This window comes from Streptomyces sp. NPDC001744 (genome assembly GCF_042892575.1).
In the GTDB taxonomy this organism is placed as follows: domain Bacteria; phylum Actinomycetota; class Actinomycetes; order Streptomycetales; family Streptomycetaceae; genus Streptomyces.
Genome location: NZ_JBIAUG010000009.1, coordinates 119514 through 142982 on the forward strand (window position 1 = coordinate 119514; position 23469 = coordinate 142982).

The 23469-nt window shown below is 75.1% G+C and carries 16 protein-coding genes; 3 read left to right on the plus strand and 13 right to left on the minus strand.

Annotation, left to right across the window (positions count from 1 at the left end):
• Positions 1-42 precede the first annotated feature (42 nt).
• The 12 genes from ACFYZY_RS13575 to ACFYZY_RS13630 all read right to left on the minus strand — a co-directional run bounded on the left by ACFYZY_RS13575 (position 43) and on the right by ACFYZY_RS13630 (position 16339).
• Positions 43-1407 carry a PP2C family serine/threonine-protein phosphatase gene (locus ACFYZY_RS13575; protein ID WP_388693046.1) on the minus strand — a complete coding sequence of 455 codons (1365 nt, stop codon included), beginning with the start codon at positions 1405-1407 and terminating at the stop codon, positions 43-45.
• Between the two features lie 2 nt (positions 1408-1409).
• A complete protein-coding gene (locus ACFYZY_RS13580) occupies positions 1410-3932 on the minus strand; it encodes a tetratricopeptide repeat protein (RefSeq protein ID WP_388693048.1) in 2523 nt (840 codons plus the stop codon).
• Positions 3926-5239 (minus strand): hypothetical protein, encoded by a 1314-nt coding sequence (locus tag ACFYZY_RS13585; protein ID WP_388693049.1) that lies wholly within the window; start codon positions 5237-5239, stop codon positions 3926-3928. Before ACFYZY_RS13585 ends, ACFYZY_RS13580 begins: the two co-directional genes overlap by 7 nt.
• Before the next feature lie 84 nt (positions 5240-5323).
• The gene (locus ACFYZY_RS13590) at positions 5324-6373 is read right to left on the minus strand and encodes a glutamate ABC transporter substrate-binding protein (RefSeq protein WP_388693051.1); all 1050 of its coding nucleotides are present in this window, start codon (positions 6371-6373) and stop codon (positions 5324-5326) included.
• A gap of 11 nt (positions 6374-6384) precedes the next feature.
• The gene (locus ACFYZY_RS13595; RefSeq protein WP_388693052.1) at positions 6385-7812 is read right to left on the minus strand and encodes a hypothetical protein; all 1428 of its coding nucleotides are present in this window, start codon (positions 7810-7812) and stop codon (positions 6385-6387) included.
• 391 nt (positions 7813-8203) lie between these two features.
• A complete protein-coding gene (locus tag ACFYZY_RS13600; protein WP_388693054.1) occupies positions 8204-9178 on the minus strand; it encodes an N-acetylglucosamine kinase in 975 nt (324 codons plus the stop codon).
• Positions 9169-10434, minus strand: a complete 1266-nt coding sequence (locus tag ACFYZY_RS13605; protein ID WP_388693056.1) for a 6-phospho-beta-glucosidase — start codon at positions 10432-10434, stop codon at positions 9169-9171. Before ACFYZY_RS13605 ends, ACFYZY_RS13600 begins: the two co-directional genes overlap by 10 nt.
• A 7-nt stretch (positions 10435-10441) precedes the next feature.
• Positions 10442-11314, minus strand: a complete 873-nt coding sequence (locus ACFYZY_RS13610) for a carbohydrate ABC transporter permease (RefSeq protein WP_388693057.1) — start codon at positions 11312-11314, stop codon at positions 10442-10444.
• Positions 11311-12198 (minus strand): carbohydrate ABC transporter permease, encoded by an 888-nt coding sequence (locus tag ACFYZY_RS13615; RefSeq protein WP_388693219.1) that lies wholly within the window; start codon positions 12196-12198, stop codon positions 11311-11313. Before ACFYZY_RS13615 ends, ACFYZY_RS13610 begins: the two co-directional genes overlap by 4 nt.
• 133 nt (positions 12199-12331) lie before the next feature.
• A complete protein-coding gene (locus ACFYZY_RS13620) occupies positions 12332-13675 on the minus strand; it encodes an ABC transporter substrate-binding protein (RefSeq protein ID WP_388693058.1) in 1344 nt (447 codons plus the stop codon).
• Positions 13676-13783: 108 nt separating this feature from the next.
• Complete coding sequence (locus ACFYZY_RS13625) at positions 13784-15025, minus strand: ROK family protein (RefSeq protein ID WP_388693060.1); 1242 nt, start codon at positions 15023-15025, stop codon at positions 13784-13786.
• A 234-nt stretch (positions 15026-15259) separates the two neighbouring features.
• Positions 15260-16339, minus strand: coding sequence for a mechanosensitive ion channel family protein (locus ACFYZY_RS13630; protein WP_388693062.1), 1080 nt, complete (start codon positions 16337-16339; stop codon positions 15260-15262).
• Between the two features lie 236 nt (positions 16340-16575).
• On the opposite strand from ACFYZY_RS13630, the gene ACFYZY_RS13635 reads away from it, so the two are divergent.
• Entirely contained in the window at positions 16576-17139 is a 564-nt protein-coding gene (locus tag ACFYZY_RS13635; protein ID WP_388693063.1) for an HNH endonuclease, read from the plus strand.
• Between the two features lie 77 nt (positions 17140-17216).
• Here ACFYZY_RS13635 and ACFYZY_RS13640 read toward each other — a convergent pair whose 3' ends face one another.
• Entirely contained in the window at positions 17217-20531 is a 3315-nt protein-coding gene (locus tag ACFYZY_RS13640) for a beta-N-acetylglucosaminidase domain-containing protein (protein WP_388693065.1), read from the minus strand.
• 421 nt (positions 20532-20952) lie between these two features.
• Between ACFYZY_RS13640 and malQ the strand changes: the two genes are divergently transcribed.
• Together malQ and ACFYZY_RS13650 are read left to right on the plus strand one after the other, a co-directional pair.
• Positions 20953-23289 (plus strand): 4-alpha-glucanotransferase, encoded by a 2337-nt coding sequence (gene malQ, locus ACFYZY_RS13645; RefSeq protein ID WP_388693067.1) that lies wholly within the window; start codon positions 20953-20955, stop codon positions 23287-23289.
• Entirely contained in the window at positions 23235-23462 is a 228-nt protein-coding gene (locus ACFYZY_RS13650; RefSeq protein WP_388693069.1) for a hypothetical protein, read from the plus strand. Before malQ ends, ACFYZY_RS13650 begins: the two co-directional genes overlap by 55 nt.
• Positions 23463-23469: the final 7 nt, after the last annotated feature.

The following is a 23469-nucleotide window of genomic DNA, read 5'->3' on the forward strand; positions in this document are numbered from 1 at the left end:
GGGCAGGGACGGCGGGACGGGAGAGGGGCGGGACCGGGCCGTTCAGGCCGGGCCCGTTTCCCGGGCGGGGAAGGGGAACGGGACGAGCGCGACCGTGATGTTGTCGTGGCCCCCGCCGTCCAGGGCGTGGCCGACCAGGACCCGGGCGCCGTGCAGCGGGCGGTCCGCCGCGTCGGCCGGGACGACCCGGGCCATGTCGTCGGCGCCCTCCGCGTAGTTCCACAGGCCGTCCGTGCAGACCACCACCACGCCGGAACGGTCCGGCTTGAACGCGGAGGTGTGCGGGTCGAGTTCGTACGCGTCGGCGCCGAGCCAGCCGGTGATCGCGTGGGCGCGTTCGTCCGCGTACGCCTCGGCCTCGCTCATCAGGCCCGTCGCGACCATCTGCGCGGCCCACGAGTCGTCCTCGGTGAGCCGGACGGACGGGACGCTGCGGTCGTCCGGCACCCAGTAGGCGCGGCTGTCGCCGACCCAGCCCACGACGAGCAGGCCGTCCGCGACGACGGAGCCGACGATGGTGCACGCCGGGGCGTTGCGCCGGGTCTGCCCGTCGTCGCTCCCGGGCTCCTCCGCGAGGGAGTTGACGGCCTCGGCGGCGGCGACGATGGCCTCGTGCATCGCCTGGCGCGGGTCCGTGCCCCGGGGGAGCGCGGCGAGCAGCGAGGCCCCGGCCGCCTCGGCGGCGGCGGCGGAGGCGTCGTCGGGCCGGGTCGCCGAGGAGACGCCGTCGCAGACGATGGCCAGGGTGGCGGGAGAGCCGTCGGGCAGGGTGGTCGCGGAGACCGTGAACGCGTCCTCGTTGCGGTGGTGGCGCAGCCCCCGGTCGCTGACGGCGGCCACCCTTTCCAGCTCCCGTTCCACGTGGTCGCGTTCGCGGGGCTGCGCGTGCCCGCAGTTCTCGCAGTACCCGTCGGCGTCCACCCGCCCGGCCCGGCAGGCCACGCAGAACGCGGGGTGCACGGCGGGAGCGGCCGGGGCCGGGTCCGCCCGCACGGCGGCGCGGGGGTCGGGGGCCGCCAGCTCGAAGTCCCCGCCGGAAGCGGGGGCGGAAGCGGAAGCGGAAGCGGGGACGGGGGCGGGCGCGCCGGGAGCCGGCCGGGCGCCGGGCCCGGGTCCGTCCGCGCGGCCCTCCGCCGCGGGCAGGTCGCGACCGCCGGAGTCGGTGCCCGGCAGGTCCCCGGGGTGCTGGGTGGCGGTCGACAGCGAACCGGGATCGCGCGACGGCGCGTCCGGCCAGGTCACGGGGGTCCCGATCGCCGCGGTCGGGCGGTCGGGCCCGGCTCCGGCGGCCGGTGCGGCCGACAGGTCGTGACCGCACGCCCCGCAGAAACGGTCACCCGCGTCCAGCGGTTCCGCGCAGCCCGGACAGACGGCGAGTCCGTGCGACGGCTTCGGCTTCTGGGACATCCTCACACCCACGTCCGGGGGCGGAAACGGTTGGCCCGCTCCACCAGTTCGATCCTCTCCTCGCCCCGCTGGGCGAGCCTGGCCAGCACCCGGTACGAGCGTTCGAGGGCGAAGCGCAGTCCGCGCTCGTCCAGCTCGCTCCCGAGCAGCAGCGTTCCGCCGCCCGGTGCCGCACCGGGACTCCCGGAGAGTACCCAGTCGAGGGCCGTCCCGAGGACCTCCGCCGTCAACCGCTCCCGGCGCACCGCGTCCAGACCGAAGCCCCGGAGCGCCGAGACCTGCGCCGCGGCCGCCGTCAGGTCGGGGCCGAGCGGCTCGGACGGCGGGCGCCGCCGCAGCCGCGCCCGCACGGCCGCGACCCGGGCCGCCGTGTAGTGGATCGACACCTCCGGGACGGACTCCAGGGTCCGTACGGCCCCGGCGCGGTCGCCCGCCGCGAGCCGCACCCGGGCGAGCCCGAAGGCCGCGCTGACGAAACCGGGGTCGGTCGACCACACCAGGCGGTAGTACTCGGCGGCGTCGTCCGGCCGGCCGAGCACCTCGGCGCAGATCCCCAGGGCCAGCTTCGGCGCGGGCTCGCCGGGGAAGGCGTCGTACACCGCGTCGAAGGCCAGGGCCGCGTGCTCGTGGTCCCCGGCCACCAGGGAGGTGACGCCCCGGTACCAGACGACCCGCCAGTCGTCCGGGTCCCGCTCCTCCAGACCGGCCAGGGTCCGCGCGGCGGACGGCAGGTCGCGCAGCTCCAGCTGGGCCCGCAGGGTACGGAGCCGCAGCTCGGCGGAGGGCGCGGGCGCGGCCCGGAGCGCGCCGAGCAGTTCGCCCGGCGCGGCGGCGGCCAGACCGGCGAGGAAGCCGGCGTTGGGGTCGTCCGGGTCGACGCGCGGCACGGGCAGCGCGAGCGCGGTGGCGGGCGCGTCGACCGGCGCGAGCAGCCCCTCGAGCCCGGTCTCCGGCGGCGCGGCACCGGTGCCCGCCTCCCGCGCGGCCCCCCGCCTCCGCCGGGCGCCCAGCAGGGACACGTCCTGCGTCTGCTCGGCGAACAGGGTGGTGTCCGTGACCCGCGTCTCCGTGCCGAACAGCGTCGAGAGCGCCGGGCGCGGCCGCCCCGTCTGGACCGCCACCACCTCGCGCAGGACGCCGGTCAGCTGCTCGGCCATCTCCTGCGCGGAGGAGAACCGGCGCGCCGGGTCCGGGTCGGTGGAGCGGACCAGGAAGCGGTGGAACGACTCGTACGTCCGGAAGACCGGAACGTCCTCCGGGTCGGGCAGCGAGTCCGCGAAGACGTTCGTGTAGCCCTGGAAGTCGAAGGCCATCACGGCGAGCGTGCGCGCCACCGTGTACAGGTCGCTCGCCACCGACGGGCCGGTCTCGGCCACCTCGGGCGCCTGGTAGCCGACCGTGCCGTAGATCGCCGACTCGTCGTCGTCCATCCGCCGGACCGCGCCCATGTCGATGAGCTTGAGCTGGTCCTCGGTCTGGATGGCGTTGTCCACCTTGAAGTCGCAGTACAGCAGGTTCCGGCTGTGCAGGTGCCCCAGCGCCTCCAGGGCCTCGATCCCGTACGCGCACGCCTGCTCCACCGGCAGCGGGTCGCGCCGGCCGTCGGGGGCCCGCCGTTCGTTGGCGATCTCCTTGAGCGACTTGCCGCCGACGTACTCCATGACGATGTAGCCGTCCAGGGAGCCGGTCCGCTGGTCCAGGTGCTCGACGAAGTTGTAGATGCGGACGATGTTGGCGTGTTCGATCTCGGCGAGGAAGCGGCGCTCGGAGATCGCCGCCGCCATGGCGTCCTGGTCACCGGTGTCGAGCAGGCCCTTGAGGACGACCCAGCGGTCCGAGACCGCCCGGTCCACGGCGAGGTAGACCCAGCCCAGGCCGCCGTGCGCCAGACAGCCCGCGACCTCGTACTGGCCGCGGACGACGTCCCCGGCCCTCAGCTTCGGCACGAAGGAGTACGGGTGCCCGCAGCCGGTGCAGAAGCCCTCCGTGCGGCCCGGCCGGTCGCCGCGCGCGCGGCCCACCGGGGCCCCGCAGTCGGAACGGGAGCAGAAACGCTTCCGCTCGGGGACCTCGGGGTTCTCCATCACGGCGGTCCGGGGGTCGGGGCGCGGCACCCCGGGCATCGTGACCAGACCCGCGCCCAGCCGGTTCCGGGCGGACCGCCCGGCCGACGCGCCCGAACTGCGCACCGACACCGAGCGGCCCGCGGAGGACCCGGACAGGGAGCGCGAGAGACGGCCGGAGACCGACCGGCGCGAGGTCGAGGAGCCGGACGAGGCGCGCGAGGAGGCCCGCGAACCGGTCCGGGACGAGGCGGAGTCCGGTCCGCCGGTCCCCGTGCCCGTGCGGGAGGACCGGCCGGGCACGGCCACACCGGTCGGCATCGAGCCGATCTCACCGCCGGGCGCGACGACCGGCGCGAGCCCGCAGGTGTCGCAGTACAGCTCGCCGCCGCCCATGTCCTCGTACGCTCCGTCGCACGAGGGGCGCTGGCAGCTCCCCCCGCCCTTCTCCCCGTTCACCATCGCCGTCCTCCCGCGCCGTCCACGTCTTCCGTGCTCCCCGTGTCCTTCGCGTCCCCGGGCCCGGACAGCACCTCGGCCACCGCCCGCTGGTAGCGCAGGACGGCCTGCTCCGCGACCCGCAGGTCGCAGGGCGCGCTCCACAGCATCCGCCGGGCCGTGTCGTACCGCTCGACGAGCAGCGGGTCCTCCGCCGCGCCGAGCCGCGCCACCTTCGCCCGGTACGCGTCGAGCCGGCCGCGCAGCTCCGCCCGGACCGCGAGCGGCGCGGTGACCGCCGTCAACGACGCACGGGCCCGTTCCAGTTCCTCCTCCGCCTCCCGTTCCAGGGAGTCCAGGAGCGGGGAGAGCCGGTGCCACCGGGCGTGTCTGCGGTGCTCGGCGGCGGCGGCGAGCCGCTCCTGGAGCGCGGTCGGCGGCCCGCTGACGGCCGGCACCTCGGAGGCGGCGATCTTCGCCAGGACCTCGCCGCGCGCGGCCCGCGCCTCGGCGAGCGTCCGGTCCGCCCGCGAGAGCACGTCGCGCAGCCGGAGGAGCCGTTCCTCGGAGTCCTGACGGACCGCGAGGACCGCCTCGATCTCGCGCCGGACGTCCTCCAGGGCCAGGGCGGCGCGGTCGTACCGCGTGGTGTCGGGTCGGCCTCCGCCCGGGGCCGAACTCCCCGCCGCCGGGCGCCAGAAGGCCAGCGGGTCGGTCACCACTTGGGAGCGCAGCCCGGTCAGCTCGGCCGTGATCTCCTCCAGCTCGTCCCCGGCCGGGTGCTCACCGGGCCGTACGCCCACCGAGTGCGCCAGGGAGCGGGTCCGGCCCAGTTCGGCGGCGAGCAGGTCTATCCGGGCGGGCAGCGCCGACCAGACGGCGTCGGCGGTGACGACCAGGTCGAGCGAGGAGGCGTACAGCTCGTTCATCCGCCGGACCAGCCCCTCGAGCGTGAACCGCTCGGTGAGCAGCGCCTGTTCCCCCGCCCCGCCCGGGACGAGGACGCTCTCGCCGCGCAGCCGTTCGGTCAGCTCCGCCAGCTCCTCCCGGCCGGGCCAGCGGCGCCGCGCGCGCACCTCGCGGGCGTCCCGCAGCGCGGCGGTGTACACGTCGAAGCAGGTCCAGAGCAGGGTGATGGTCCGCTCCGCCGCCGCCCAGCGCTCCCGGGTGACGCCGGTCAGTTCGGCCCCTTCGAGGAGCCTGCGGCCCGCGTGGTCCTGGAGTGCGAGGAGCGAGTCCTCGACCGCCTTGTGCTCGGCACCGAGGCGCGCCAGCACACGGTCCACCTCGTCCCGGTCCATCACCGGCCCAGGGGGTCCCGTGACGCCCATCGGTCACCTCTTCCGCCCTGTACACAGGGGTTGTTCGTCGGGGCTGTCCGCGGCCCGGTGCCCGGGGCCGCTCGTCCATCGGCGCTACTTGTACGGGATTTCGGGTGGTCCCGTTATGCCGGGCAGGTCCTCCTTCAGCCACTTCTCGTACGCCTGCTGCCAGGGGCCCCGCCGGTAGCCCTCCAGGACGTGGTTGACCCGGCGCACCAGGTCGTCGTTGCCCAGCTTGACCGCCACCCCGTAGTACCCCTCCTGGTCCTCGGGGAACGGTCCGCCCTTGAACGCGAGCGTCGGGTCCTGGGCGACCAGGCCGGCCGCGAGGGCGTCGTCGGTGACGATGGCGTCCACCTCGCCCATCTGGAGCCGGACCAGGCAGTCCAACTGGTTGGGGACGGTCAGCAGGTCCTCGTCGTCCTTCGTGCCGTCGCCCTTGTCCTTGTAGAGCGCGCCGTAGGACTCCTTCTCCAGGGTCTCGTGGGCGATGGATTCCTCCGCGGTGCAGACCCGCCTGCCGCGCAGCGAGGAGTCGTAGCCGGTGATGCTCCGGTCGGACCGGGGTGCCAGGACCTGCTGCTTGACCCGGAAGTAGGGGGTGGAGAAGGCGACCTCCCCGAGACGCTCGCAGGTGATCGTCATGGTGCGCACGACGAGGTCGACCGCTGTGCTCTTCAGGGCGGCGGTCCGCTGGTTGGTGGGAACCGCGCGGAGGACGAGGTGCCCCTTCTCGCCGAAGATGTCCTGGGCGATGGCCTCGGCCAGCGCGATGTCGAACCCCTCCAGGGCGCCCGTCTCCGGGTTCCGGTAGCCCCAGCGGTAGCTGGACTGGTCGACGCCGACGACCAGCTTCCCGCGGTCCTTGATCGCCCGGACCGCCGGGCCGGCCTCGGTGGAGGGGGCGAGGGACTTCTCCGGGTCCCGGCAGGTGTCCGCCCTGACCCGGACGCCGGCACCGGCGACCGTTCCGGGCCCGTCCGTCCCGGGCGGGGCCGCGGCACCGTTCCCGTCGTGCGCCGCCGGGAGCAGGGCGAGCGACCCGGCGCTGAGTGCGCAGGCCAGGGCCATGGCCGCCACCCCGCCCCAGCCACGCGGCCGCCGTTCCGTCCGCCGCGCCGGCGGCTCCGTCTCCTCGGGCACCTCTCCCCCTCTCACCGGTACTCCGACAGTCTGCGGTTGACGCCGAGCACGGCGCCCGCCGCCCCCAGGACCCCGAGGGCCGCCGCTCCCAGCGGCAGCGGCTCCAGCGCGTCCCGGGCGTCCTCGGCGGAGCGGGTGAACTCGGCCCGTTCGTGGTTGAGGGCCCGGTCCAGGGCCCCGTCGATCCGGCTGAAGGACCGACTGGTGGACTCCCCCGGTCCGACGGTCCGGTCGAGGGCGTCCTGGTAGGAGCCTTCGCGGTCCTTCGCGCGCGCGTCCCTGTGGCGCTCCTCCCACTCCGCCACGCGGCGGACGGAGTCGTCGACCGGGGCCCGCCCGGCCTCGTCGTCGGCGAGCCTTCCCGCCTGGGCGAGCGCCGCCTTCAGGGCGTTCATGCTCGCCGTGTGGTCCACCTCGTACTTGTCGTTCTTGCCGTCCTCGGTGAGGACGGCGCCCCGGGCGACCAGGGCCAGGTTCTCGTTGGCGCGGGCGGTGAGGGAGCTGATCCGGGCGGTGGTCAGGGCCTGGAGGGACTCCTGCCCGTGCGTCCGCGCGTCGTCCAGTCCGGCCCGGGCGACGGCGTGCGCGGTACCGAGCCAGAGCAGGACGCCCGCGGTGGCGGCGGTGGCGGCGAGCAGCCCGTGGTTGAAGACCCGGTGGGTGCGGAGGTACTCGCGGCGCTGGACCCCGCCGAGGGCGGCGAGGGCGAGGAGGCCGAGCGCGAGCGACAGGTACGGCCAGGCGCGGGCCGACCTGTCGTCCCGGTGGAGGCGCTCCGTCTCGGCCTCGTACAGCCGCTTGGCGGCGGGGAGCAGGACGGTGGTCATCCGGTGGTTGGCGTACCGCAGATAGGCGCCGCCCAGCGGCAGGCCCTGCCGGTTGGCCGCCCGGGCACGCTCGACGAGCCCCGTGTAGCGGGGGAGTTGCTCGTTGAGGAGGGTGATCTCGCGGATCGACTCCTGCGAACCGCCCGTGTTCGAGGCGGCCTTGACGAGGAGCTGGGAGGCGGTGGCGATGTCCGCGTCGTACTGCTTCCGCGACGCGGTGGGCTCCAGGGAGCCGGCGAGGAAGCCACTGGCGGCGGTGGTGTCGGCTTCGGCCAGGGCGCGGTAGACGGAGGCGGCGTCGTTGCTCAGCAGCCGGCTGCGGCCGGCCACGTCGGTGGTGACGGAGAACCGGTCGTGGACCTCCAGGGCGGTGACGGTCCCGAACGCGACGACGAGCAGCGCCAGTACGGCCCCGAGGATCTGGAGCCGGCCGGGTTCGGTCGTCGCGGCCGCCCGCAGCCGCTCCCGCCCCACGGCCCAGGCCCCGCGTCCGGCGGGCGGGGCCCCGGGAAGGACGGGTGAGGGCTGCGCGGGCACGCCGGCCGGGCGCGCGGGCGCCGGTGCCGTGCTCCGCGCCGCCGGCGCGGCGGACGCGTTCGGCTGGTGCGCCATGTGACCTCCCCCTCGGTCGTCGACATCGGCCGGTCCGCCCGGAGAACCGGCGGGAACCGGCTCCGGCACAGAACCGCCCGGTCAGCAGTATGGCCGCAGGGAGCCTTCCGCACACCGGGATTGGCGCGATCTTGTTCCTGCCCGCCCCCGCCGTGCCTCACGCCTCTTCCGCGTCTGCGGGAGAACCCCTCGTCATGAATACGCCTCCTGGCCGGGATCGGTTCCGCACCGGACATCGCTCGAACAGGTGAACGTGGGTGCCTCTCGGAGGGAATCCCGCACCCGGACCCCCGCCCCACGACGGCGGGGCGCCCCGCCCGACGGGCGGAAACGCCCCGCACCCCCCCGGGAGGTCACCCCTCCCGTTCCCGCCCCCGGCGGCCCACCGTCCTCACGCCCCGTAGTGCTCCCGCAGCCGGGCGGCCGCCTCCGGCCCCTCCGCCCACTCGTCCAGGGCGAGGAGCCCCGCCCCCAGGACCGGCGGCGCCGTCACGAAACCGACCGCCGCCTTCGGCGCCCGCTCCGCGAAGAGCGCGCGGACGCGCTCCTCCAGCTGCGGGTGGCGCGCGGCCAGCACGCTGCCGCCGAGGAGCACCGGGGCCGGCTCGTCGAGCAGCCCGAGCCGCCGGAGCGCCACCGTCGACATGACCACGACCTCCTCGGCCAGCCGGTGCACGAGCGCCAGCGCGACCGGGTCGCCCGCCGCGCTCACCCGGAACAGCACGGGTGTCAGCTCGTGCCGCCGCTCGGCCGGCACCCGGCCCAGGTGCAGCGCCTCGATCAGCGCGTACATCGTGTCCAGACCGAAGTGGGCGGGCAGCGCGCGCGACAGCTCGGTCGGTTCGCCGCGCCCGTCCTCGCCGCGCGCCGCGAACCACAGCGCCTCGTCGGCCATGCCGCCGCCGCCGCCCCAGTCCCCGGAGAGCTTCCCGATCGCGGGGAAGCGCGCGGTCCGCCCGTCCGGCGTCATCCCGACGCAGTTGATCCCGGCGCCGCACACCACGGCCACGCCCCGGGGCTCGTCGATCCCGGCCCGCAGTATGGCGAAGGTGTCGTTGTGCACGCGGACGGACCCGCTCCAGCCCCGGGACAGCACCTCGTCCCGGAGCTCGGTCTCCTCGACGGGCAGGTCGGCGTTGGCCAGGCAGGCCGCGACGTGCGCGAACTCCGGCGGGACACCGGCCTCGGCGCACGCCCGCGCGACGATCTCCGCGAGCGCGTCCACGGCCGTCCCCACCCCCACCACCGGGGGCTGGAAGCCGCCGCCGCGCGCCGCCCCGAGGACGGCGCCGCCCCGGGAGACGACCGCCACGTCGGTCTTGCTGTTCCCCGCGTCGATCGCGAGGAGCACTCCGTTCACGCCCACGGGAGGTGCTCCCGGTTGTGGGCGATCAGCCGGTCCGTGAGGCCGTCGGCGTACGCGTACTGGCCCACCAGCGGGTGGGCGAGCAGCGCCTTGAACACCCGGTCCCGGCCGCCGCGCAGCGCCGCCTCCAGGGCCAGGTCCTCGTAGGCCGTGACGTTCGCGATCAGACCGGCGTACAGCGGGTCCACCGGCGCGACCGGCAGCGGCGCGGCACCGTGGGTCCCGACCGCCGCCTGCGTCTCGATGACGGCGTCGTCCGGCAGGAACGGCAGCGTGCCGTTGTTGTACGTGTTCACCACCTGGTACGGCGAACCGCCGCCGCCCAGCAGGGCGGCCGCCAGGTCCACGGCCGCCTCCGAGTAGAAGGCGCCGCCGCGCCCGGCGAGCAGGGCCGGCTTCTCGTCGAGCGCCGGGTCCCCGTACATCTCCAGGAGTTCCTTCTCCATCGCGGCGACCTCGGCGGCCCGCGACGGCTTGGTGCCCAGCTCCCGCACCACCTCGTCGTGCGCGTAGAAGTAGCGCAGGTAATAGGAGGGGACGACGCCGAGCCGGTCCAGGACCGGGCGCGGCAGCCGCAGGTCGTCCGCGATCGCGTCGCCGTGCTCGGCGAGCAGCCGGGGCAGCGCGTTCTCACCCTCGGGGCCCCCGATCCGCACCGCCCGTTCCCAGGTCAGGTGGTTGAGCCCGACGTGGTCCAGGTGCACGTCCGACGGGGCCACGTCGAGGAACGCGGCGAACTTCCGCTGGAAGCCGATGGCCACGTTGCACAGGCCGACGGCCTTGTGCCCGGCCTGGAGCAGCGCCCGCGTCACGATGCCGACGGGGTTGGTGAAGTCGATGATCCAGGCGTCCGGGTTGGCGCGCCGGACCCGCTCCGCGATGTCCAGGACCACCGGGACGGTGCGCAGCGCCTTGGCGAGGCCGCCGGCGCCGGTGGTCTCCTGGCCGACGCAGCCGCACTCCAGCGGCCAGGTCTCGTCCTGTTGGCGGGCGGCCTGACCGCCGACCCGCAGCTGGAGCAGGACGGCGTCGGCGCCCTCGACCCCGGCGTCGAGGTCGGAGGTGGTGACGATCCGTCCTTCGTGCCCCTGCCGGGCGAAGATCCGCCGGGCGAGTCCGCCGACCAGCTCCAGCCGGTCGGCGGCCGGGTCGACGAGGACGAGTTCGGTGACGGGCAGGGTGTCGCGCAACCGCGCGAACCCGTCGATCAGTTCGGGGGTGTAGGTGGAACCGCCCCCCACGACAGCGAGCTTCATGTGTGGTTCAGCCCTTCACTCCGGTCAGTGTGACTCCCTCGACGAACGCCTTCTGGGCGAAGAAGAAGACGAGGATCACGGGGGCCATGACCAGGACGGTCGCGGCCATGGTCAGATTCCAGTCGGTGTGGTGCGCGCCCTTGAAGGACTCCAGGCCGTAGCTCAGCGTCCAGGCGCCGGGGTTCTCGGAGGCGTAGATCTGCGGCCCGAAGTAGTCGTTCCAGCAGTAGAAGAACTGGAACAGGGCCACGGCGGCGATGCCGGGCTTGGCCATCGGGACCACGATCCGGAGCAGGATGCGCAGTTCGCCGCACCCGTCGATCCGCGCGGCCTCCACGTACTCGTCGGGGATCGTGAGCAGGAACTGGCGCAGCAGGAAGACGGCGAAGGCGTCCCCGAACGCCATCGGGACGATCAGCGGCCACAGGGTGCCGGAGAGGTCCATCTGCTTCGCCCAGAACAGGTACATCGGGATGATCACGACCTGCGGCGGCAGCATCATCATCGAGATCACGAGGAGCAGCGACAGGTGCCGGCCGCGGAAGCGGAACTTGGCGAGCGCGTACGCCACGGGGACCGAGGAGACCACGACGAGGACGGTGCCGAGGCCGGCGTACAGGAGGGAGTTCCGCCACCAGACGAGGAAGCCCTCGGTCCGGAAGACCCTGACGTAGTTGTCCCAGTGCCAGGTGTTCGGCGTGAGGTCCCGGGTGAGCGCCTGGTCGTCGCTCATGAGGGAGGTCAGGAAGACGAAGACGAACGGGAGCACGAAGAACAGGGCGGCGGCGATGCCGAGCGCGTGCACGGCCGTCCAGTGCAGCAGCGCCTTGCGGCGGGCCCGCCTCCCGGTGGGGTCCGGGGCCGTGGTGGTGGGGGTCATGTCCGGTCACCCGAGCCGATCAGGCCGCCGCGCCGGCGCATCAGGAGCGCGGTGAAGGCCGTGGAGAGGACGAAGAGCACCAGTGCCACCACGCAGGACGCGCCGTAGTTGAACTGGCTGAAGCCGAGGCTGTAGACGAGCTGCGGCAGGGTGAGCGTGGAGTCGTCCGGGTAGCCGGGGACGAAGGTGACGCCGGAGCCGCCCATCACCCCCGAGGCGATCTTGGAGGCCACGATCGGCTGGGTGTAGTACTGCATCGCGCCGATGACCCCGGTGACGACCGCGAAGAGGACGATCGGCGAGATGTTCGGCAGCGTGACGTAGCGGAACCGCTGCCACGCCGAGGCGCCGTCCAGCTCGGCGGCCTCGTACTGCTCCTTCGGCACGTCGAGCAGCGCGGCCATGAAGATGACCATGAGGTCCCCGACGCCCCACACGGCCAGGAGCGTCAGGGCCGGCTTGGACCAGGACGCGTCGTTGAACCAGGAGGGGGCGGGCAGGCCGACCGCCTCCAGGAGCGAGTTGACCGGGCCGGTGCCGGGGTTGAGCAGGAAGACGAAGGCGAGCGTGGCCGCCACCGGCGGGGCCAGGTACGGCAGGTAGAAGAGGGTCCGGAAGATCCCGGCGCCCCTCTTGATCTTCGTGATCAGCATGCCGACGCCGAGGCCGAAGACCACCCGGCAGCCGACCATGACGACACAGAGCCAGAGCGTGTTCCGCAGGGCCGGCCAGAACGACGGGAAGTCGGTGAAGACGTACGACCAGTTGTCCGTGCCCCGCCACTCCGGCGGGTTGAGGCCGTCGTACTTCATGAAGGAGAAGTACACGGTGGAGACGAGCGGATAGACGAAGAAGACGCCGAATCCGATCAGCCAGGGCGACATGAACGCCAGGGCGCGCAGCGCGTCGCGGCGGCGCCTGGCCCGTGCCGTGTTCCGTCCCCCGGGGGAGGGGGCGGCCGGGACGGCCGCCCCCTTCGCGGGCAGGGTGTCCGTGCTCATGGGCGGTGTCCGGCCGTCACTTCGCCGCGGCGATGTCGCGGTCGATCTGGGCGGCCGTGTCGGCGAGCCCCTTCTTCAGGTCGGTGACCTGGCCCTTCTCGTACTGCTGGGCGAACTTCTGGAGGGTCTCCTCGTAGGCGGAGCCGTTGACCGCGCCGTCCGAGGTGCTGGAGGCGGGGTGCCGCGCGATGTCCAGGAAGGTCTTGAAGCGCGGGTCGAGCGTCAGCTTCGGGGACTTCAGCGCCTCCAGGGTGGAGGGCACGTTGCCGATCTCGTTGGCGAAGGCCACCACGGCGTCGGTGTCCGTGGTCATGTACTTGATCAGCTCCCAGGCCGCGTTCTGCTTCTTGCTCTGCGGCGCCATGCCCATGATCGTGCCGGAGAGGTAGCCCTTGCCGTACTCGGCCGCCTCGTCGTCCGCGACCGGCAGCGGCGCGACGCCGATGTCGAAGCCGACCTTGTGCTGCTGGGTGAACTTCAGCCGCCACTCACCGTCCAGCTGCATGGCGACCTGCCCGGTGTGGAAGGGGTGCTTGGCGCCCCACTCGTCGCCGAAGGTGGTGCGGTACCTGTCGAGCTTCTGGAACCCGCCCAGGGCGTCCACCAGGGACTTCTGGTACGTCATCGCCTTCGCGAACCCCGGGTCCCGGGCGACGTTCGACGCGCCGTCCTTGTCGAAGTACGCGTGCTTCCACTGCGACATGTAGTGCGAGAAGGAGGTCTCGTAGCCCAGGTAGTTCGGCATGAAGCCGAGCCGCTCGTAGGAGTCGCCCTTGGGCTTGGTGAGCTTCTTGGCGACCTCGGTGAACTCGCTCCAGGTCTTCGGCGGGGCCTCGGGGTCGAGACCGGCCTTCCGGAACGCGTCCTTGTTGTAGTAGAGCCCGTACGCGTCGGAGAGCAGCGGCAGGCTGCACCGCTTGCCCTCGAACTGGGTGTAGTCCCGGAGGACCTTGGGGAAGGTCTTCTCCAGGTCCAGCCCGGACTTCTCGATGAAGGGCTTGAGGTCCGCGAGCGCGCCCGAGGCGCAGAACTTGCCGACGTTGGACGTGGTGGACGAGGAGATGACGTCCGGTCCGTTCGACCCGCCCGCTCGCAGGGCCTGGCCGAGCTTGTCGTCGCTGATGTCGCCGACGACCTTCACCTTGATGTTCGGGTGGGCCTTCTCGAAGCGGGCGACGTTGTTCTCGATCGCCTTGACCTCGGCGGGGTCCGACCAGCCGTGCCAGAAGGTGATCGTCGTCGCGGCCCGGGGGTCGTCGGCGGCCGCGTTGTCCGCGGAGCCGGTACAGGCGGAGGCGGAGAGGGCGATCGAGGCGGTGGCGGCGAGCACGGCGGCGGCTCTGCGCGGACGGACGGGCATGACGGTCTCCCTGGGCGGAGGGGGTGCGGGACGGAGGACGTGCGGGACGGAGGACGTGCGGGACGGGGACGGGGGCGGTGCCGGTTCGCGGGCCCGGACGGGCGGGGGTCAGCGAGAGGTGTCGAAGACCTCGTCACGGGTGGCGGCGAGGGCGCTTTCGAGGGCGCCGCGCAGGACGGGACGGCGGGGTACGGAGGCGAGGACGAGGCGCGGCCGGGAGGCGGCGAGGTCGGCGAGTTCGGACTGCACGCGGGCGCGCAGCGGCTCGCCGCCGGCGACCAGGACGTCGCCGGACAGCACGATCAGTTCGGGGTCGAGGACGGCGACGACGGAGGAGAGCCCGATGGCGACGCGCTCGGCGTAGCGGTCCAGGAGGGCCGCGTACCGGGGGTCCCCGTCCGCCGCCGCGCCCGCGTGCGCGAGCAGTGCGGCCGCCACCGGCGCGTACGGCTGCTCGGGCGTCTCGACGCCGAGCGAGCGGGCGATCCGGGGCACGGCCTGCGCACCCGCCAGTTCCTGGTAGCCGCCCGAGTTGGCCTTGGTGACCTGCCGTACGAGCGGGGTCCCGGGCACGGGCAGGAAACCGACCTCGCCGGCGCCGCCGGTGAAGCCCCGGTGGAGCCGCCCGCCCAGGACGAGGGCGGCGCCGATGCCCTCCTCGTTCCAGAGCAGGACGAAGTCGGAGTGGCCCCGGGCGGCGCCCAGGCGCTGTTCGGCGAGGGCGACCAGATTGACGTCGTTCTCGTACTCGAACGGCATGGGCAGGGCGGCGGCCAGTTCCTCCAGGAGGGTGGGGGAGTGCCAGCCGGGCAGGTGGGAGGCGTACCGCAGGCGGCCGGTGGCCGGGTCGAAGGCGCCGGGCGTGCCGATGACCAGGCGCCGCACCTCCTCGCGGGCGATCCCGGCCGCCCCCACGGCCCCGTCGAGCGCTTCGGTGACCTGGCGGACGACCCCGGCGGCGGAGCGTCCGGGGGTCGGCAGCTCGGCCTCGCCGACGATCTCGCCGGTGACGTCGGCGACGGCGGCGCGGATGCGGCGGGTGGTGACGTCGAGTCCGGCGGCGTACGCGGCGCGCGCGTTGACCGCGTAGAGCTGGGCGTTCGGGCCGGGGCGGCCCTCGGTGGTGCCGGTGGCGACGACGAGTCCGGCCGCTTCGAGGCGGGCGAGCAGCTGGGAGGCGGTCGGCTTGGAGAGGCCGGTGAGCTTGCCGATCCGGGTGCGCGAGAGCGGGCCGTGCTCCAGGAGCAGGTCCAGGGCGGCCCGGTCGTTCATGGCCCGCAGCACGCGGGGCGTGCCCGGGGTTCCCGGAGTTCCCGGAACGCCCGGGACCCTCTGGGTCGTACCGGCCATGACGATCGCACCTGCCCTTGCACTGTTAGGAAAGTTTCCTATTGCGTGGGAGGAAAATAAGGCGCCCGTCGCGGAACCGTCAATACCCGGGCACGTACAGGACCCCCGAAGGCAACCGAAGCGTTACCCGCGGGGGCCCGCGCACGGGACGGCGGCCGGTCCCTCCCGGCGGGCGGTCCCCGTCCGCCCGGAAGGGGCCCCGGTCGGACGGGGACCGCCCGCCGGGAGGACCGGTTACTTGGAGAGGTCCGACTTCGGCAGCGGGGTCGCCGCCGCCGACTGGGGCGAGGACGTGTTGGCGAAGACCGAGGGCGCCGCCACGCCCGCCGACGGGTCGGCCGCCGCCTCCTCGGCCGGCACCGGGAGACCGCCCACGATCCGGATGCCCGCTTCGTCCAGGCCCCGCTTGATCCGCCAGCGCAGCTCGCGCTCCACGCCCAGCGCCTTGCCCGGCATCGTCTTCGCCGCGACCCGGACCGTCATCGAGTCGAGCAGCACCTCGTTGAGGCCGAGCACCTCCACCGGCCCCCACAGGCGCTCGTTCCACGGCTCCTCCTTCGCCATGGACTCCGCCGCCTCGGTGATCACGGACCGCACCCGGTCCAGGTCCTCCGTCGGCCGCACCGTCACGTCCACGGCGGCCGTGGCCCAGCCCTGGCTGAGGTTGCCTATCCGCTTGATCTCGCCGTTGCGCACGTACCAGATCTCGCCGTCCACCCCGCGCAGCTTGGTCACCCGCAGGCCCACCTCGACGACCTCGCCGGAGGCCACGCCCGCGTCGATCGAGTCACCGACGCCGTACTGGTCCTCCAGGATCATGAAGACGCCGGAGAGGAAGTCGGTCACCAGGTTCCGGGCGCCGAAACCGATCGCCACACCGGCCACACCGGCCGAGGCGAGCAGCGGTGCCAGGTCGATCTTGAAGGCGCCGAGGATCATCAGCCCGGCCGTGCCCAGGATCAGGAACGACGCGACCGAACGCAGCACCGAGCCGATGGCCTCCGAGCGCTGCCGCCGCCGCTCGGTGTTGACGAGGAGACCGCCCAGGGCCGTCCCCTCCACCGCCTGCGCCGAACGGTTCATCCGCTCGATCAGCTTCGTCAGGGCCCGGCGGACGGCCATCCGCAGGAGCAGCGCGACGACCAGGATGAGCAGGATGCGCAGCCCGGTGTTCAGCCAGGTGGACCAGTTCTCCTCCACCCAGGTGGCGGCGTTCGTGGCGCGCTCCGCGGCTTCGTCCAGGGTCACCGGCATGGGTTCGGGTTCGGTGGCAGCCGCCAGGGCGGACCAGGACACGGGACAACCTCCAGGCATCGCGTACGCAAGTCATCCACAGTAACGGGGCGGCGGGCGTGGTCCGGCAGCCGTGTTCGAGGGAGAGACGGACCTCACCCGGGCATGAAGGAGGTGATGCCGATGTGGCCGGGAACACTCCGGGGGCCCTCGCTCCGGTCCCGTCACGTGGTGGCGCTCCCGCCCGGCATGAGGAGAGACTGAGAGCAGTTCGTCCCGGCGCGAGCCACGCGCCGCCGGCGTCATAGGAGGCATGCGTGCCGCACGTCCTGGTCCTCAACGCGTCGTACGAGCCGCTCGGCGTCGTACCGCTCCGCCGCGCACTCGTCCTCGTCCTGGAGGACAAGGCCCTCTGCCTCGAGGAGTCCGGCGCCTTCCTGCACAGCGAGACCCAAGTCGTCCCCGCGCCCAGCGTGGTGCGGCTGAAGCGCTTCGTGCGGGTCCCCCACCGGGGGCCCGTTCCTCTGACCCGCCGGGCCCTCTTCGCCCGCGACGGCGGGCGCTGCGCGTACTGCGGGGGCGTCGCGACCAGCGTCGACCACGTCGTCCCGCGCAGCCGGGGCGGCACGCACGCCTGGGACAACGTGGTGGCGGCCTGCCGCCGCTGCAACCACGTCAAGGCCGACCGGCACCTGCGCGAACTCGGCTGGCGGCTGCGCCACCAGCCCGCCCCGCCGACCGGCCCGGCCTGGCGGATCATCGGGACCGGCCACCGGGACCCGCGCTGGCTGCCCTACCTGGAGGCGTACGGCGCGCGGGACGTGATGGCCCGGATCGACTCCGTCGCGGAGACTCCCGCGGGGGCGCTGACGACGGGGTGAGCCGCCGTGCGCGCGGGGCCTTCCCCGTGCGCACGCGGTCTTCCCCGCGCGCGGCGGTCCGCCGGGCGGTGCGCCCCTCAGGGGGCGGGCCGCTCCTCCGGCGCGTCCGCTCCCGTGCCGGTGTCCACGCCCACGCCCACGCCCGCGTCCGTGCCCGTGCCCGTGCCCTTGTCCGCGTCCGGCGGCGGGGGCGCGGTCGTGGCCGCCGGGGTCTTCGGGGCGGCCGTCGCCGGGGGCGCCGCCGGCTTCGCCGCGTCCGCCCGTGACGGCGACCCCTGAGCCACCGCGTACGCCTCCACCGACCAGAGCGAGTAGCCGAAGCGGGTCGCCCGCTTCTCGCCCCGCACCCGCAGGAAGCGCGTGTCCGGCGCGTCCGTCCGGACCGACTCCCGGCCGCCCCGGCCGTCCGTGACCGCCGCCGCCGTGCGCCACGTCCGGCCGTCCGCCGAGACCTCCACGCGGTAGCGGGAGGCGTACGCGTCCTGCCAGCGCAGCACCACCTCTCCCAGCCGGACCGGCGCGGGCAGTTCGAGCCGCCACCAGGCCCCGTCCTCCGCCGGGGAGGACCAGCGGGTGGCCGGATCGCCGTCCACCGCCGCGGCGGCCGGGAAGTCCGGGGTCTCGTCGCCCGAGGAGGAGGCCGTCCCCGTCCGCGCCAGGTCCGGGCCGCCCGTCGGGGGGAAGGCCCGCACCGTGAGCACCCGCTCCTCGCCGGCGAAGGACACCGGCACCCGGTACGCGCCGACCGGCACGTCCGCCGCCACCGACACCTCCAGGGGGACGCGCGCGCGGGCGCCGCGCCCCACCGAGGCCCGCCCCGGCAGCCGGACCGTGATCCCCTTCGGGGCCCTCGCCGTCAGCGCGCCGCGCACCTCGTCCGTGCGGCGGTTCGTCAGCTCCACGTCCACCCGCCGCGCCGGACCGCCGATCACCGCGTCCGTCTCCGTACGCGCGAGGGCGACGCCGGCGCGCGGCACGTCCGCGAACCACGGCACCAGGGAACGCACCGCGGGCGCGGGCCCGTCGCCGTCCCACACCACCCGCAGCGCCTCGGCCCGCAGCCCCTTCGGCGCGGCCTGCGTCCACCCGGACGGCGACAGCGGGCCGAGCGGCCGCCAGCCCCCGCCGGGCACGTACGCCTCCACGCGCGCGCCCGCGCCCGCCCGTCCGTCCGCCGGGAACGGCTCGGTCATCACCGTCAGGGCCTCCAGGGGCCGCGCCCGGCCGAGACGCACGGTGTACGAGCCGGGGGCCCGCTCGGCCCGTACCGACCGGGCCCGGTCGGCGCCGGTCCAGGCCGCCGCCCCGGCCTCCGCGCGCGCGAGGAACGGGTCGAGCACCCCCGCCCCGACCGTCACCCGGCTCGCCCCCAGGGCCTTCCGCAGCGAGGAGAGCTCCCACTGTGCCCGCCAGGCCGCCGCGCCGTCGCCGCGTTCCTGGGCGAGCAGCATGTCGACGGCCGTCCCGCCCGCCAGGCCGTACCGGGACAGCTGCTCCAACCACGGCCCCGCCTCGTCGCCGAGGGCGCCGCCGGCGGTGGCCGCGAGGCGCTCGGGGGCGGTGCGCATCACGGTGAACGCGGCCCGCAGCCCGCGCGCCGTCCGCTCCCGCGCGCGCGTGTCCGGGACCGCCCCGGCGCGCGCGTCCCAGAAGGCGGCCAGGAGCGGCTTCAGGTAGGCCGATTCGCCCGCCGGGGCGAGCAGCGAGGAGGCGCCGTTCCCGGCGAGCGCCCGCAGCGCCTCGCGGGCGGCCGGGTCCGGGCCCGCGAGGTCGTCCACGGCGGCCCGCCAGGACTCCTCCGGCCGGTACCCCCTCGGATTCCACGCGTAGTCGGCGGCCGTGAACAGCGGGACGCGGGAGGCGGCGGGCTGCTCCATGGCGAGGGCGAGGTAGGCGGCGGACCCGGCGGCCACGGCCGGTTCCCGGCCCGTCGCGGGACCCAGGAAGAGCCGGTCCTGCGCGTAGTCGTTGACCGGGTAGTTGTCCATGGTGACCAGCGGGTGGCCCAGTGCCTCGCGCGCGTCGGCCAGTTCGCCGCCGGTGATGGCGGGCGGCACGACGCCGACGCCGGTCCACGCCACCCGCACGTCCGCGTCGAGCGCCTCGGCGAGCTTCGCGCGGTACGCGGTCGCCCCGTCCTGGTAGTACTCCGTCGGCATCACCGTCAGCGGGTCGCCGCCCGGATGCCGTTCGGCCAGGTGCCGGGCCACGGCGTTCGCCACGCGCGCGTGGGCGCCGGCCGCCGCCTCGGGGCCGCGCCCGAAGGCGTCGGCGTCCCGGGAGCAGTGCCACTCGTCGTAGGAGGCGTCCTGGAACTGGAGCTGGAAGAAGCGCACGCCGAGCGCCCACATCGCGTCGAGCTTCCGCGTCAGCGCCGCCACGTCGGCGGCGGAGGCCAGGCACATGGACTGGGCGGGCGACACGGCCCAGCCGAGCCTCACGTGGTGGGCGCGGGCCCGTTCGGCGAGTTCCCGGAACTCCGCCCGCCGCCCGGCCGGGTAGGGCTCGCGCCACAGCGTCTGGCGGTACGGGTCGTCCCCGGGCGCGTACAGGTAGCGGTTCTGCTTGGTGCGGGCCAGGAAGTCGATCTGGGCGAGCCGCTGCTCCCGCGTCCAGGGGCTCCCGTAGAAGCCCTCGGCGACGCCGCGCTCGGCGGTGCCCGGCCAGTCGCGGACGACGACCCCGGGGACCTCCCGGCCGGTGCCGCCCGCGCCGCCGAGGAGCTGGCGCAGCGTCTGCACGGCGTGGAACAGGCCGTCCTCGCCCGCCCCGTCCAGGACGACGGTGTCCCGTCCCCGGAAGCGCCCGGTCGCGAGCCGGTAGCCGCCGCGCGGCAGGTCGAGGCGTTCGGGCACGCGCAGCGCGGTCAGCACCTCGGCGGCGCCCTCCCCGGAGGGACCGGCGGCCCGGACCACCGGGCCCCGGCCCGGGAGCCCGGTGTGGACGGTCCGCACCCCGGCCGCCCGCAGCAGCCCGCGCAGGGCGTCGAGGGCGTACGGGTCGGCGTCGGCGCTCGCCAGCAGCGTCACCTCGTCCCCGAGCCGTACGGAGGGCCCGGCGGCCGTCAGGGACTGCGGCCGGGGCCAGACGGCGGGCACGCGCGCGGCGGCCGTCCCGGGGCCGGCCGTGCCCGGTCCGGGCGGCGGGGCGGGCGCGGGCACGCGCGCGGGGGCCGCGGGCGCGGAGGCCACCGGCGGCTCCGGGGACGTCCGGGCGCCCGGAAGGGCGTGCGTCCCCGGGAACGCGCGCGCCTCCGGGGACGTCCGGCTCCCCGGGAGCGCGGACGCCTCCGGGAGTGCCTGGGCCGCGCCGGGGGCGCCGCCGCCGAGGAGGCCGCCGACGACGACGGCGACGAGGGCCGTCGCACCGCGCTTCCTGGGTCCGGGGCGCACGGGGTCTCCCTTCGGCTGCTCCGCCGTTGGTCACGAGTCGGTCACGAGCCCACCATCCGTCGCACGCACGTGTCAACGCACAGGGCCGATGTGTCGGTTTTGCCCGGTGAGCTGTCGGCGGGGTGACGCCACTTCGTCCCCCTCCGCCGGTAAAACGAGGTGCGGTGGGTAGGTGTCAGAAGTTGTCCAGGCCCCACCCGACGAGACGAACCGGGAGCCCCCGTGACCACGACCGCCCGCCCCGCCGGAGGAATACGGCTCCCCCGGCGGCCGGTACCGGGCGGCACGCCGTCGTCCGCCGCGCCGCCCCCGCCCGCCGCGTCCCCCCTCACCGGCGAGCCGCCGGCCGCGGCGGCTCCCCCGACCAGTGAACCCACCGCCCTCGTCCGCGCGGGCGGCCCGGAGTGCCCCGGAGTGTGAAGTGACCCTGGCCCGTCTCGCCGCCCTGCACGGCGTCGCCACCGTCCACAGTCCCGCCGACGGCGGCGACGTGCCCGTGCCCGACGCCACCGTGGTGGCCGTCCTCGCGGCCCTGGGCGTCGACGCCTCCACGCCGGAGGCGGTCGCCGCCGCCCTCGACGCGGCGGAACGGGCCGCCCGCGAGCGCCTGTTGCCGCCCACCCTGGTCCACTGGCGGGCCGTGGACACGGACGGCGGCCCCGGCCCGCGCGGAGCGGAGGATCCGTACGACGCGCGCGCGGAGACCGATCCGTACGACGGGCCCGGAACGGCGGACCCGTACGACGGGCGCGCCGGGGCGGCCCCGTACGAAGAGGTCGCCACCTGCGAGGGGTTCGCCCACCACGACGCCGCGGTCCCGTGGCGGGAGCCCGGCCTCCGCCCCCCGTCCGGCCTGCCGCCCGGCACCCGCCTCCAGGTCACCACCGAGGACGGCGCGGTCGTCATCGGGGAGGACTGGGCGCGGCTGCCGCTCGGCGTCCACGCGGTCGAGGCCGAGGCCCCCGACGGACGCACGGCCACCAGCACCCTGATCGTGAGCCCCGCGCGCGCCCCCGGGCCCGCCCGGCGCGCGTACGGGCTCCTCGTGCAGCTCTACTCGCTGCTCTCCACCCGCTCCTGGGGCATGGGCGACCTCGGCGACCTGCGCGAGCTCGTCACCTGGGCGGGCCGGGCACACGGCGCCGGATTCGTCCAGGTCAACCCGCTCCACGCGGCCGTGCCCGGCGCGCCGACGGACCCCTCCCCGTACCGCCCCTCCTCGCGCCGCTTCCCCGACCCCGTCCACCTGCGGATCGAGGAGATCCCCGAGTACGCCCTGCTCGGTCCCGGGCACCGCGACGAGCTCGACCGGATCCTCGCGGACGCCGCCGAGCTGCGGGAACGGGTCCTCGGCAAGGGCGCCCTGATCGACCGGGACGCGGTCTGGGAGGTCAAGCGGCGGGCCCTGGAGCTGCTCGTCGCGGGCGTCGAGCCGGGTCCGGGCCGGCGCGCCGACTTCCACGACTTCCTCGCCGCGCGGGGCCGCGCCCTGGAGGACCACGCCACCTACCAGGCCCTCGCGGAGCGCCACGGCCCCCACTGGCGCGCCTGGCCCGAGGAGCTGCGCACCCCGCGCGGGGCGGAGGCGGCCGTGCGCGCCGACCCCGACCTGGCCGCCCGGGTCGACTTCCACTGCCGGCTCGCCTGGCTGACGGACCGGCAGCTGGCCGACGCCGCCGGGGCCGCCCGCGAGGCCGGGATGGAGATCGGGATCGTCCACGACCTGGCGGTCGGCGTCCACCCGGAGGGGTCGGACACCTGGGCCTGCCAGGACGCCTTCGCGGCGGGCATGTCGGTCGGCGCCCCGCCCGACGCCTTCAACTCCCGGGGGCAGGACTGGGGCCTGCCGCCCTGGCGGCCCGACGCCCTCGCCGCCGCGGGCTACGCCCCGTACCGGGGCGTCCTGCGCGAACTCCTCCGCCACGCGGGCGCCCTGCGCGTCGACCACGTCATGGGCCTCTTCCGGCTCTGGTGGGTGCCGGAGGGCCGCGAGCCCACCGAGGGCACGTACGTCCGGTACGACGCCGAGGCGATGCTCGCCGTCCTCGTGCTGGAGGCGCACCGCGCCGGCGCCCTGGTCATCGGCGAGGACCTCGGCACGGTCGAACCGGGGGTACGGGAGGAACTGGCCCGGCGCGGGGTGTTCGGGACCTCCGTGCTCTGGTTCGAGCGGGACTGGGCGGGCACCGGCGGTCCGCTGCCCCCGGAGGAGTGGCGCGCGGAGTGCGTGGCCACCGCCACCACCCACGACCTGCCCTCCACCGCCGCCCGCCTCTCCGGCGACCACGTCACCCTGCGGCACCGGCTCGGGCTGCTCCCCGGCGGCCTGGAGCGCGAGCGGGCGGCGGACCGGACCGAGACCGCCGAGTGGCGCGGCCTCTTCGAGCGGCTGGGGCTGCTCCCGGAGGGGCCGGGGGAGGAGGCCGAGATCAGGGCCGTCCACCGCTATCTGCTCGCCACCCCGGCCCGGATGGTGGGCGTGTGGCTGCCGGACGCCCTGGGGGACCGCAGGCCGCAGAACCTGCCGGGCACCTGGGACGAGTACCCCAACTGGCGACTGCCGCTCGCCGGCCCCGACGGGCAGCCGGTCACCCTGGAGCAACTGGCCGCCTCGCCCCGCGCGCACGCCCTGCTGAGCGAGCTGCACGCCCGTACGGCACCCCCGGGCGCGCGGCCCCTCCGGGCGTTCGCTACGTTTGCTCCGTGGACAAGAAGAACGCCCTGCGCGCCGGCTCCGTCGCGGCCGGTACGACGCTGATGATGCTGCTCATGTCGTCCCCCGCGCTCGCGCTCACCCGCGACGACGGTGACGACCCGGCCCCCAAGCTGGAGGTCGTCGAGACCCTCGGCCTGTTCGTGGCCGCCCCGCTGGTGCTGTTCCTGATCATCGCCGGCCTGGTGATGGTGCTCGACAAGTCCAAGAAGGCCTGACCCCTTC